Consider the following 11,136-nt stretch of genomic DNA (forward strand, 5'->3'; position numbering starts at 1 on the left):
GGCCTCCTACAAACCGAGAAATAGATCGCGCAAGGTTGGCTTGAATTGTGCTCCGAGTCGGACTTCTATGCAAGTCGGCTCCGTTCTTTTCAAGTCGTCATTGGCGGCTTACCCCTCGTGGCTTTGCCGCTCCGAGCCCGAGAGGGCTCGGCGGCGGACCGCCAGGTCCGCCGAGGATGAGGGTGAGGCCGAGTCATTTCTCGGCCGAGGGGGGCGCCCAGCCCCCCTGAGATCAAGAGCAATCAGAGCGCGGGAGAACCTTCGTTCCTCTCCCGCTCTCTGATTGCTACCATGCGCGGATGGCGAGCAAGGGCCGCGGCTATCGCACCATCGAGCACGAAGGCTTTACCATCCTGGTGGGCAAGGGGGCAGCGGACAATGATCGCCTAAGTCTGGTGATCGCCGAGCCTCGAGACTTCTGGCTGCATATCGCCGGCGGTACGCCGGGCAGCCATGTGGTGGTGCGCAATCCGGACGATCTCGCCGCCCTGCCCCGCTCCGTCGAAGAGCGAGCTGCGGCGCTGGCCGCCTGGCACTCCAAGGGCCGCAACGGCCGCGGCAAGACCGAAGTCCACATTTGCCGCGCGCGAGACGTCTCCAAACCGTGCGGCTACCCGGCCGGCCGGGTCAACCTGCGCCGCTTCGACCGACTGAAGGTCTACGCCGAACGCGCCTATCCGGCGGGAGAAGAGGAACCGACATGATTCTGTACGAACGTTTGACGCCGGCAATGCAGCAGATGGTGGACACCTGGGCCGAACGCCTGGGAGGCACTTCCTGGCAGCGGCGCGGTGAGTTGCTGGCCCAGGCGGCAGAGCCCTTCACCGAAACCCTCGATGGCGAGCAAGCCAGCACCGCGGCCCGCGGCTTTCTGACGGCGGTGCTCGAAAAGCTCGACCCGCAAGAGGTCGACGATCCTTACCTGGCCGTCCTGCTGGCGATTTCGCTCCGGCCGGACCACAGAGCATTGGCCGACGAGTACCTGACCGAGCACCCGGAGTTCGCGGATCTGTTCAAAACAGAATTGGGGAGCCGATTCGTCGACCCCAGCGGCCCACCATCGTAGGGAAAGCCCGATTACTAAACGTATTTCCGAGGATTTCGCGGCGCCGGCAAGGAGCCACGACACACCGGAAAGACGCTACGTTTGCAAGACTCCGGTCTTGAACTCCGCTACCTCCGGATTCTCCGCCACCGCCTCCAGCGCCCGGGCCAGCACCTGCCTCGTCTTCGCCGGCTCGATGATGGCGTCCACCCACAGGCGGGCGGCGGCGTAGCGGGGATTCATGGCGTCGTCGTAGCGCTTCTGGATGCGGGCCAGAAGTTCCTGTTTTTCCTCGTCCGAGACCTCCCGGTTCTTGAGTTGGATCGACAACAGGGTCTTCGAGGCCTGGGCGCCGCCCATCACCGCGATGGAGGCAGACGGCCAAGCGAAGAGGAAGCGGGCACCGTAGGCCTTGCCGCACATGGCGTAGTTGCCGGCACCGTAGGAATTGCCGACGAACAGGGTGATCTTTGGGACAGAGGAGTTGGCGACGGCATTCACCAGCTTGGCGCCGTCTTTGATGATGCCGCCGCGCTCGGCGCGGCTGCCGACCATGAAGCCGGTGACGTCCTGCAGGAAGAGCAGCGGGATTTTCTTCTGGTTGCACACCTGCACAAACCGGGCGGCCTTGTCGGCGGACTCGGAATAGACCACGCCGCCGATTTGGAGTTCCTTGTCCTTCGGCTCCAGTCCGGTCTTGCGCTGCACCACCGAACGCTGGTTGGCGACGATGCCCACCACTCGGCCCTCGATCCAGCCGGTGCCGCAAATGATGGTCTCGCCGTAGGTGGCCTTGAACTCGTCCAGTTCCGAGCCATCGAGTAGCCGAGCGAGAATCTCGCGCATGTCGTAGGGCTTGGCCCGGTCGATCGGCAGTACCGCCGCGAGCTCCTCCACCGGCGACCGCGGTTTCTGCGCCTCGCGGAGGGCAAAGGGCGCCTTTTCAGTGTCGCCGAGCTGTTCGATCTGCCGGCGGATGGCCGCCAGGCAGTCGGCATCGGAGGCATGCCGGTGGTCGACGACGCCGGAAATGTCCACCTGCACCTCGGCACCGCCCAGGGCTTGGTTGTCGATGTCTTCACCGATCGCCGCCTTCACCAGGTGCGAACCGGCGAGAAAGATCGAGCCGGTGCCCTCGACGATATGCGACTCGTCGCTCATGATCGGCAGGTAGGCACCGCCGGCGACGCAGGAACCCATGATCGCTGCCACCTGGAAGATGCCCTCGGCGGACAGCCGGGCGTTGTTGTAGAAGGCGCGGCCGAAGTGCTCCTTGTCCGGGAAGATTTCGTCCTGCATCGGCAGAAAGACGCCGGCCGAATCCACCAGGTAAACCATCGGCAGGCGGTTCTCCAGGGCGACCTCCTGCGCCCGCAGTACCTTCTTGCAGGTGAGCGGGAACCAGGCGCCGGCCTTGACGGTGGCGTCGTTGGCCACCACCATCACCTCGCGGCCGTGCACCCTGCCGAGGCCGGTCACCACCCCCGCCGCCGGCGCGCCACCGACCTCTTCGTAGAAACCGTGGGCCACCCACAAACCCAGTTCGAGGAAATCCGCCCCCTCGTCGCACAGTGCCGCCACCCGCTCGCGAGCGGTTAGCTTGCCCTTGGCGCGCTGTTTCTCCTGGCGCTTGGCCCCGCCGCCGAGGCGGATCGCAGCCTCCTCCTCCCTCAGGCGCTCGACCTCCCCTTGCCAGTGCTCGGCGCGGCGGGCGAATCGCTCGTCATGGGTCACGTTGCTTTCAAGAATGGCCACGGGGTGTCTCCTCAAACGTCGGATGGGGGATCAAAGGATGAAGCGGGATTATAAGGGGCCGCCCAGTCGGGGGACGCCCCTCGAGGAGAGCCGGGCTGGCGGACCGAGATAGCATTCGGTCATGAAGATTCGCATCCTGGCCTTCGCCACCGCCGCCGAAGCTTTGGGCGGCCGGGAGATCGAACTGGAGGTTCCCGCTGGAACTCGGGTCTCCGACCTCGCCGGCCGAATGGCAGAAGACCACCCGGCTCTCGCCCCCCTCTGGCCGCGCCTGGCCGTCGCCGTCGACGGGCAACTGGCGCAAACCAGTACGGTGATCGCGGCAGGAGCGGAGGTCGCGCTGCTCCCTCCGGTCTCCGGCGGATGACCACCGGCCTGACCCACTCCGCGCTCGATTCCGCGGTGATCACCGCCGCGGTGCAAAGCCGCGAGCGCGGTGCGGTGGTCACCTTCGTGGGAGCGGTGCGCGACTCTCACCGCGGACGGGCGGTCGAGCGGTTGACCTACGAGGGCTACGAACCGATGGCCGAAGAGACCCTGCGGCGCATCATCCGGGACCTCGAAGCTGCCCACCGGAACCTGGCGGCGGCGATCGTCCACCGCCTCGGAGAGGTGCCGGCAGGCGAAGCGAGCGTGGTGATCGCCGTCGCCTCACCGCATCGCGACGCCGCCTACGAGGCGAGCCGCGAGGCTCTCGAACGCCTCAAAGCCGAAGTGCCGATCTGGAAACGAGAACACTATGCGGACGGCGAGGCGGTGTGGCGTGAGGAAGAGCCCTTGTCCGCCGGTCAGGGACCGATCGTCCCATCGCCCGGGCCAACGGGCGCGGACGGCGGTTCGTAGTCCGCCCGCGCCGCCGCCTCGGCCCGCACCCACTCGGCGAATCCCGCGTCGAGACTCGCCGCCTCCCGCCCCAGGGCGAACCACAGCGAGGCCGGCGCTGCCGAGTCGCCCTCCGACACCGCCGCCAAAAAGCGCCGGAAAGGATCGGCCAGGGCGCCTCCTTCGCCCTCCAGCAGATAGCGCACGAAGAATCCGCTGTAGGCGTAGTAGAGGTCCCGCAGGTCCGACCGCACGAAGCCCTGCCAGTCGAGAGCCGTCAGTTCCGCCAGCGACGGCAGCGCGTCGCGGTCGAGGGAATAGGCCAGAAGCCGGAGGGTGGCCGGGGGACCGAAGTAGCGCTTGCGATCCCCCTCGGTCACCGTCGAGCCGCCCAGTTTCGAGATGTCAAGACCACCGGCGGGGCCGATGCGGCACGAGGCGAGATCGTCCGCCAGCCCTTCGTCCAGCCAGGGAGGTAGAGCCGGACCGAGGGCCCGGCGGTTGAGCAGATGGACCACCTCGTGCACCAGCGTCTCATGGAGTTCGTCACGCCGCCGTTCCCCCCGGTACAGGGCCACCAGGCCCGCCGCCGCATGGCCGCTCGCCGGCAACCCGACGAGCGGCGTCTCCAGGTTCTGGAAGCGCCGATAGGCGCGCTCGGCATCGAACAACACCACCGCTTCCCGCGCTTGCCCTCTCGGCGACCGGCCGTAGCGCCCAAAGTAGGCGCGTTCCAGATCGCCGGCCAGCCGATCGAGGGTGGTGACCAGACCGACGTCCACCACGTCCGTAAAGAGCGGATAGGGACCGATTTCGCCGGCCGGTCCACCGACTCCGAGAAGGTCGAGGGCCGCTTCGAGGCGCTCAGGATCCGGCGCCTGGCCCGGCAGCGGGCGCGCCGGCTCCGGGGCATTGCCGAGCGGCGGCTCCCCGGCTCGGGCACGTTCGATCGGCCGCACCCAACCCTCCTGCCGGCGGTCCGTGCGCACTCGCCGCCAGGCGCCTCGGCGTTCCAACACCAGGACGCGGGAAAAGGCATCGACCTCCGCCACCACCGGCGACGATTCGGACCGCCCCCGGTAGAGCCGGTCACCGGGCCCCAGCCACAGCTCGCCGGCATCGCCGTCTCCAGGCTTGGGGATACGACCCGCGGCGTTCTGGCTGCCGGTGAGATCGATCGGCCCCGCGGGGACGACGGGCTCGGCGGCGGCGCCTTCGGCCGGCTCCCGTTGCGGCTCCGGAGGCTCCGGAGGCAGATAGCCGCGGCGGAGCTCGGCGATCCATGGACCGGCCAGCGGCCAACTCTCGGCGCTTTCGACCGCGGGAGACTCCGGGAAACGGGAGAGCCAGACAAATCCACCAAGGGCGAGCACCAGTACCAAGAGGGCGAGGTACACCGGCCAAGCACGGCTCATGGGGGCATTCTACGAACCGGCGCGGAAGGAGTTGCCGAGGCCCGTTTCAGATCTTGAGGCGCGTCATCAGATCGTTGACCGCCACGGCATCGAGCATCACGTAGAAGTGTACCGAGGGAACTCCTCGGTCGACCAACTCCTGCGCCTGAGCCAAAGCCCATTTCACCCCGATTTCCCGGACATGCTTCGGATCGGCCGTGATGGCCTCCGAAAGTTCCGGCGGAATATCGACGTGGAAAGTGCGAGGGATGCTCGACAGGTGTTTGAGCGAGGTGACCACCTTCAAACCTGGGATGATCGGCACCCCGATCCCCGCTTCCCGGCAGGACTCGACGTAGCGGAAGTAGCGCGAATTGTCGAAGAACATCTGAGTGACGATGTACTCCGCACCGGCATCGACTTTCTCTTTCGCCCAGCGGATGTCGCTCGGCAAGTTGGGGGCCTCGAAGTGCTTTTCCGGATAGCCACCGACTCCGACGCAAAAGCTGGTGGGCTCCGCATCGAGCAGGGATTCTTCGAGATAGGTACCGGCGTTCATCGCCTCGATCTGCCGCACCAGATCCACCGCGAAGGGGTTGGCGCTGCGACCGTTGCGCAGAGGCTTGCGGTAGCCGCTATCGTCGCCGCGCACCGCCAACACGTTGTCGATCCCCAGGTAGTTGAGTTCGATCAGGAAGTCCTCGGTCTCCTCCCGGGTGAAGCCCTGGCAGAGGATGTGAGGAACCGCGTCGATGTCGTACTTGTTCTGGATCAGCGCACACACTCCGAGGGTGCCCGGCCGCTTGCGCTTGATGCGCTTCTGGATGCCGCTGCCGGTTTCCTCGTAGATCACCTCCGCCGGGTGGCTGGTGATGTCGATGAACGGCGGATTGTGGGGCACTAACTGCTCGATCACCTCCAGCAGTTGCCGCACGTTGCCACCACGCAGGGGCGGAATGATCTCGAAGCTGATGAGTGGCCCGTCGGCCTGATCCAAGTGATCGGTGACTTTCATGCGATGACTTGCCCTCGGCGGATCATTTCTCGGTGGGCAACCACAGGCCGTGGTGAAGCCAGGCCGAGTATAGCGGGCGGAAAATGAAACTTCGATAGAGTCGGATGAGCCAGTGGCTGGATCCCCCTCCCGATGAACACTTTCACTCCCCGCGGACGAATCACCTCGACGGTGCGCCTGGCGGGCGATCTCGCGATCGCCGCGGCCGCATTCTACGGCGCCTTCTGGGCCCGGATCACCGTCCCCATCCCCTTCACCGAGCAACTGCTGCCGGAAGATCGGTTGCTCCTGGCCTCGTCCGGCTGGAACGGCGTGGCGCTGGCGGTGGCCAGCCAGCTCGTACTGCTCTACTTCTTCGGCTTCTACGATCCGCCGGAGCCGCGGCCGCGCCTCGACCTCGTCCGCCGCCTAGCCGCCGCCGCCGGCCTCCAGGGATTGCTGCTGGCGGGCTTCTACTTCCTGTCGGAAACCCAGTTTCCGCGCTCGGTGCTGGTGCTCTTCGTACTGGTGAACTTCGTCGCCTTGCTGCTGTGGCGGCTCCTGATCGAGCGTTTCCACCGTCCCGGCCGCCGCCGAGTGGTGCTGGTGGGCTGCGGCCCATCGGCCATTGAGGTGGCGGTCAAGATCGACCTTCACCACCAGCACGGATTGGAGGTGGTGGGTTACGTCGTCCCGCCGGACGAGGAAGACTTCTGCGACCCGGAGGCGCCGGCCCTGGGACCCTGCCTCGGCACCCTCGACGACTTGCCTCACAAGATTCCTGAACTCGGCATCCACCACGTGATCCTGGCCGGCAGCGCGCCGAGTTGGCGAACCCATATGCTCGATCGGCTGTCCAGCTCCCAGCCGGCGCGCTCCAGTGTGCTCCTGCTGCCGGGTCCCTACGAGAGCCTGATCGGGCGCATGCGCTACCGGTGGGTCCATGACCTGCCGTTGATCGAGGTGGTGCGGGAGAACGAGTGGCGGGTGCGCCGCCCCCTCAAGCGCACCCTCGACCTCACCGGCGCCAGCCTGCTGATGCTGCTGTCGCTGCCCCTTCTCGCCATTTGCGTCCCGCTGGTCTGGTTCACTTCACCGGGCAGCGCCTTCTACCGCCAGCGGCGGATCGGTCGCGGCATGAAGGAGTTCACCCTGTGGAAACTCCGCACCATGCGGACGGACGCCGAAGCCGAAACCGGGGAAGTCCTGGCCCAGCCGGACGACCCGCGCCTCACCGCCGTCGGCGGCTGGCTGCGCGCCACCCGCATCGATGAACTACCACAGCTCCTAAACGTCCTCGGCGGCACCATGAGCCTGGTCGGGCCGCGCCCGGAGCGCCCGGGCTTTGTGCGCCGCTATCTGGAGGAAATTCCCGGCTACACCGAGCGCTTCGCCGTCGTCCCTGGCCTCACCGGCCTCGCCCAGGTCAACGGCGAATACCTCTCCAGCCCCCAGAACAAACTCCGCTACGACCTCGCCTACATCGCCAACTGGAACCTGTGGCTGGACCTGTCGATCCTGTTCCGCACGGTGAAGATTGTGGTGGGCTCGCGGGGGACCTGAGGAACTTTGTCGAGATGAAGTGGGGTTGCTAGCCGACTCCGAGCCGTCTTCCATCGATCACCCGAAAACCCTCCCGCTGAGCCGCCGCCACTAGGCGTTCATCGAGGCAGACAAATTCAAGACTGGCGGGCTGACCTTCCGACGCCGCCAGAGCGGCTGCGAGTTGCAGTGCATCCGCGGCTCGTAAGTCGTGGACTCGCAGTAGACGCCGGGCGGACCTGCGCACCATTTCCAGGGCGTCGACGGTTGACCAGGTGTTCGAGAACTCGTCGAGGGCTTCGAAGACTCCGTGACTCTCGGCAGCCGTGAGATGTCCCGACCGCTCCAGTCGGGCGACAGCCGAAGCGCATTCGACCTCTGAACCCCACCACACCAGGATCTCCTGCCCATCCATCGCGATGTGAGCCAAGCTGACGCTACTCTTCTCCTCTACCAGCAGAGGAACCAACGCTGAGCTGTCCCAAAACCTCATCGGCCCGTGGACCGCTCTTCGAGAAGAACTTCCAAAAGGCTGCCGCCCTCACGAGCCTTCGGCCGGGGCCTCCGAAGGAGATCCTCGGCAACGGGTTCTCTCGCTCGCTGGAGAATTCCGCGGCGTTCGAGGCGATCGACTCGGCCGCTCGACAAACCGGCATCGCGATCGACGGCCGAGGTCAACCGCGCGACCGGCCGACCACGATCCAGAATCAAGATCGTCTCACCGTCACGAACCTGGTCGATCAAGGCACTCAGACCATTTTTGGTCTCGGTCAATGTAGCCGTCTTCATTTGGCTATTATAGCCATCTTGATGAGCTAGGGAAAAGCCCCCGATCGAACTCGCGATCGAAAGAGCATTCATCCAACGTTCCTCCGGTACTGGATTGCCTCCGCCAGATCCGCCGAAGCGATGCGGTCGCGGCCGGCGAGGTCGGCTAGCGTGCGGGAGACCTTGAGGATGCGGTGGACGGCGCGGGCGGAGAGGCCGAGGCGCTCGAAGGCGCTGTCGAGGAGTCGCTGGGCGGAAAGATCGAGGGCGCAATGTCGGCGGACACCCTCGGCGCTCAGACCGGCGTTGTGGGTGGTGGACTCGCCTCCGCCGGCCTTGGAGTGTCGCTTCTGCTGGCGATTCCTCGCTGCAGCCACCCGCACCGCGACGTCGGCGGAGGATTCGCCGGGCTCCGAGCGCAGCTCTTTCAAGGTGACGGCCGGGACTTCGACGTGGAGATCGATGCGGTCGAGCAGCGGACCGGAAATGCGGCTGCGATAGCGCTCCACGAGGTTCGGCGCGCAGCGGCACTGAAAGCGGCCTCTCAGGTCCCCCAGATGGCCGCACATACATGGGTTCATCGCCGCAACCAAGGCGAAGCGCGCCGGAAACGTCAGCCGCGCCCGACTGCGAACGACGGACACAAAGCCCTCTTCGAGTGGCTGCCGAAGGGACTCGAGGGCGTCACGGCGAAATTCCGGTAGTTCGTCGAGAAAAAGGACCCCGTGGTGAGCCAGGCTGGCTTCACCGGGCCGCGGAATGGAGCCACCACCGATCAGCCCGGCAGCGCTAGTGCCGGCGTGAGGGCTGCGGAAAGGTCGGCGGCGCATCAATCCACTCGGCGGCCTGTTGCCGGACAGCGAGTGGATCTTGGTAACCGCGAGCGCCTCGGCCGGCGCTAGGGGCGGCAGCAGCCCCGGCAAGCGACGGGCCAGCATGGTCTTGCCGGATCCCGGAGGCCCGACGAAGATCACGTTGTGGGAGCCCGCCGCCGCCACTTCGAGGGCCCGCTTGGCGGCTCCTTGGCCGCGCACCTCGGAGAGATCCGGCATTTCCCGACCGGCCTCGTGCCCAAGAGCTACCCCCGCGGTCACGACCGGCAGTCGGTCGAGGCCGAGGAGATGACGTACCGCCTCGTCCAGCCGCTCGACGGCCACCACGTCGAGGCCGCCGAGGGCCACCGCCTCGCGCGCCGTCGACGGCGGCAAGACGATCTCCTGCGCCGCCGCCTCGCGAGCACACTCGGCGAGGGCCAAGCCGCCACGCACCGGCCGGAGGCGCCCGTCCAGGCCCAGCTCGCCGTTGAAGAGCCGCCCCTCGAGGCACTCCTGCGGCAAGTGCCCGTGCGCCGCCAGGAGCGCCAGCGCGATGGCCAGGTCGAGGTGATTGCCTTCCTTGCGGAGGTCCGCCGGAGCGAGATTGACCACCACCGCCCGCGGCGGCAGCTCAAAACCACAGTTCTTAATCGCCGACCGCACCCGTTCGCGACTTTCGCGGACGGCGACATCCGCCAGGCCCACCAGGTGCATGCCGGGCAATCCGTTGCGGACGTCGACCTCCACCTGCACCAGGCGGGCATCGATCCCCCAGGGGGTTGCGGCGTTCGTGCGAGCGAGCATCAATAGGGGTGACGCGAAGTCCGGCGAAGATCTTTCGCAGCGCCGACGGATTTTCGATTTTCTTAGCCCAGGAGCGGACAAACGCCGCCGGTCCACTCGGATGGCGGCCGATCACAACGTTGTAAGAAAGAGGTTTTGAGGCCAAATACCGACTAGGTCGGAACGCCTAGCTGTCCCATGCGGCGGCGGAGCGCTCGCTCCGAAACCTGGAGGCCCCGTGCCTGTTCCGGCGACATGACAAGGGCCAGCAACCTCGGGAAAGGCCAAGGCACCGTCCTAGAGGCATTGAGCCAAGGTGGCGCCTTCGACCAACTCGAGAACGATCCAGTCGCCGTCGTCGGTCTCGATCCACTCCAAGATCTGGACGATGGACGCAGGGTTGAGCCGCGCGGCGGCCCGCGCTTCCCTCCGCAGCCGGGCGCGTGCAACGACAGGGTTGTCGGCCTCGCTGAGGTGACAGGCGGCGTCGAAGCGCAACTTCTCCGTCGGCGTGACTGGGCCGCGAGTCCTAGCTAGCCGGAGCTTTGGGATGAACGGTGTCGGAGGATGACTCCAGCGGCCCCCAGCAGGAGGCACAAGATCATCAGCCCCAAGGGGCCGAGCGTGGGGATTGCGGCGAGCGGTAGCCCGGGCCCGCCGGGATCAACGATCTGGCCGTCGTCTCCGGTGGCGTCGCCGAGGGCGTTGTCGGCCAAGTCGAAGGTCGCGGTGGCCACGGTTTCGCCGAACACGGTGGTGGTGCCGAAGACTGCACCTGGCATGGAGTACCAGATCTCACTTGCCGAGCCCGGTGGGTTGGGGCCGTGCTTGCGGTAGGTGAGGCCTGCCAGACTCTCGATGCCGTGATAGAGCACGGTCACGGTGGCCGTCTCGCAGGGCAAGGAAAAGCCGAGCAGCCCGAACGGGTAGGCATAGCCATCCGGATCCGACGTGATGGCAACCGGGGTCTGGACTTCGTTGAGTTGACTGCAGGCACCGCTCAGCTCAACGCTCAGGTAGCCGCCACCGTGGGAAGCGGGCAAAGACGCTACATCGCTTTGCTCGGCGTCCGGGATACCATCGCCGTTGCCATCGCCAAAGTTGGGCCCGGCGTTTTCGACGTCGGCGGGCACGCCATCGAAGTCTTCGATGATGAACTCGGCGGTGACCATTTGCGGCGCGGTGACGTTGTCGAGATCACAGGTGAGACCCACACAG

13 protein-coding genes are annotated in these 11,136 nt (G+C 66.4%); 5 read left to right on the forward strand and 8 right to left on the reverse strand.

All coding sequences use genetic code 11. The annotated features are described in order from the left end of the window. Positions 1-299 precede the first annotated feature (299 nt). Together AAF481_12520 and AAF481_12525 are read left to right on the forward strand one after the other, a co-directional pair. Positions 300-704 carry an NFACT RNA binding domain-containing protein gene (locus AAF481_12520; GenBank protein ID MEM7481991.1) on the forward strand — a complete coding sequence of 135 codons (405 nt, stop codon included), beginning with the start codon at positions 300-302 and terminating at the stop codon, positions 702-704. Then, a complete protein-coding gene (locus AAF481_12525) occupies positions 701-1,066 on the forward strand; it encodes a hypothetical protein (GenBank protein MEM7481992.1) in 366 nt (121 codons plus the stop codon). Before AAF481_12520 ends, AAF481_12525 begins: the two co-directional genes overlap by 4 nt. Before the next feature lie 75 nt (positions 1,067-1,141). Here AAF481_12525 and AAF481_12530 read toward each other — a convergent pair whose 3' ends face one another. Further along, entirely contained in the window at positions 1,142-2,719 is a 1,578-nt protein-coding gene (locus tag AAF481_12530) for an acyl-CoA carboxylase subunit beta (protein MEM7481993.1), read from the reverse strand. A 202-nt stretch (positions 2,720-2,921) separates the two neighbouring features. Here AAF481_12530 and AAF481_12535 point away from each other — a divergent pair, with 202 nt between their 5' ends. Next, positions 2,922-3,167, forward strand: coding sequence for a MoaD/ThiS family protein (locus AAF481_12535; protein MEM7481994.1), 246 nt, complete (start codon positions 2,922-2,924; stop codon positions 3,165-3,167). After that, positions 3,164-3,643 (forward strand): molybdenum cofactor biosynthesis protein MoaE, encoded by a 480-nt coding sequence (locus tag AAF481_12540; protein ID MEM7481995.1) that lies wholly within the window; start codon positions 3,164-3,166, stop codon positions 3,641-3,643. Before AAF481_12535 ends, AAF481_12540 begins: the two co-directional genes overlap by 4 nt. On the opposite strand, the gene AAF481_12545 is transcribed toward AAF481_12540, so the two are convergent. Together AAF481_12545 and AAF481_12550 are read right to left on the reverse strand one after the other, a co-directional pair. After that, complete coding sequence (locus AAF481_12545) at positions 3,589-5,037, reverse strand: hypothetical protein (GenBank protein ID MEM7481996.1); 1,449 nt, start codon at positions 5,035-5,037, stop codon at positions 3,589-3,591. The genes AAF481_12540 and AAF481_12545 overlap by 55 nt on opposite strands. A 46-nt stretch (positions 5,038-5,083) precedes the next feature. Continuing rightward, the gene (locus tag AAF481_12550; protein MEM7481997.1) at positions 5,084-6,031 is read right to left on the reverse strand and encodes a methylenetetrahydrofolate reductase; all 948 of its coding nucleotides are present in this window, start codon (positions 6,029-6,031) and stop codon (positions 5,084-5,086) included. Positions 6,032-6,163: 132 nt separating this feature from the next. On the opposite strand from AAF481_12550, the gene AAF481_12555 reads away from it, so the two are divergent. Further along, positions 6,164-7,573: a sugar transferase gene (locus AAF481_12555; GenBank protein MEM7481998.1), complete on the forward strand. Its 1,410-nt coding sequence runs from the start codon at positions 6,164-6,166 to the stop codon at positions 7,571-7,573. Between the two features lie 28 nt (positions 7,574-7,601). On the opposite strand, the gene AAF481_12560 is transcribed toward AAF481_12555, so the two are convergent. From AAF481_12560 to AAF481_12580, 5 genes are all read right to left on the reverse strand, one after another. Beyond that, entirely contained in the window at positions 7,602-7,982 is a 381-nt protein-coding gene (locus tag AAF481_12560; GenBank protein MEM7481999.1) for a PIN domain-containing protein, read from the reverse strand. Between the two features lie 59 nt (positions 7,983-8,041). Then, the gene (locus tag AAF481_12565; GenBank protein ID MEM7482000.1) at positions 8,042-8,413 is read right to left on the reverse strand and encodes a type II toxin-antitoxin system prevent-host-death family antitoxin; all 372 of its coding nucleotides are present in this window, start codon (positions 8,411-8,413) and stop codon (positions 8,042-8,044) included. Beyond that, positions 8,410-9,939, reverse strand: coding sequence for a YifB family Mg chelatase-like AAA ATPase (locus AAF481_12570; protein ID MEM7482001.1), 1,530 nt, complete (start codon positions 9,937-9,939; stop codon positions 8,410-8,412). The genes AAF481_12565 and AAF481_12570 overlap by 4 nt, the downstream gene beginning before the upstream one ends. A 276-nt stretch (positions 9,940-10,215) precedes the next feature. Further along, positions 10,216-10,416 carry a hypothetical protein gene (locus AAF481_12575; protein ID MEM7482002.1) on the reverse strand — a complete coding sequence of 67 codons (201 nt, stop codon included), beginning with the start codon at positions 10,414-10,416 and terminating at the stop codon, positions 10,216-10,218. A 35-nt stretch (positions 10,417-10,451) separates the two neighbouring features. Then, positions 10,452-11,136, reverse strand: a 685-nt coding sequence (locus tag AAF481_12580) for a choice-of-anchor U domain-containing protein (protein ID MEM7482003.1), incomplete at its 5' end; no start/stop codon positions are given.

The organism is Acidobacteriota bacterium (assembly GCA_039030395.1).
GTDB lineage: Bacteria > Acidobacteriota > Thermoanaerobaculia > Multivoradales > JBCCEF01 > JBCCEF01.

What these genes read in the sequence shown, in the direction of transcription:
- AAF481_12520 (MEM7481991.1), top strand. Translation starts at nt 300, where the DNA reads ATGGCGAGCAAGGGCCGCGGCTATCGCACCATCGAGCACGAAGGCTTT.
- AAF481_12525 (MEM7481992.1), top strand. Translation starts at nt 701, where the DNA reads ATGATTCTGTACGAACGTTTGACGCCGGCAATGCAGCAGATGGTGGAC.
- AAF481_12535 (MEM7481994.1), top strand. Translation starts at nt 2,922, where the DNA reads ATGAAGATTCGCATCCTGGCCTTCGCCACCGCCGCCGAAGCTTTGGGC.
- AAF481_12540 (MEM7481995.1), top strand. Translation starts at nt 3,164, where the DNA reads ATGACCACCGGCCTGACCCACTCCGCGCTCGATTCCGCGGTGATCACC.
- AAF481_12545 (MEM7481996.1), bottom strand. Translation starts at nt 5,037, where the DNA reads ATGAGCCGTGCTTGGCCGGTGTACCTCGCCCTCTTGGTACTGGTGCTC.
- AAF481_12550 (MEM7481997.1), bottom strand. Translation starts at nt 6,031, where the DNA reads ATGAAAGTCACCGATCACTTGGATCAGGCCGACGGGCCACTCATCAGC.
- AAF481_12555 (MEM7481998.1), top strand. Translation starts at nt 6,164, where the DNA reads ATGAACACTTTCACTCCCCGCGGACGAATCACCTCGACGGTGCGCCTG.
- AAF481_12565 (MEM7482000.1), bottom strand. Translation starts at nt 8,413, where the DNA reads ATGAATGCTCTTTCGATCGCGAGTTCGATCGGGGGCTTTTCCCTAGCT.
- AAF481_12570 (MEM7482001.1), bottom strand. Translation starts at nt 9,939, where the DNA reads ATGCTCGCTCGCACGAACGCCGCAACCCCCTGGGGGATCGATGCCCGC.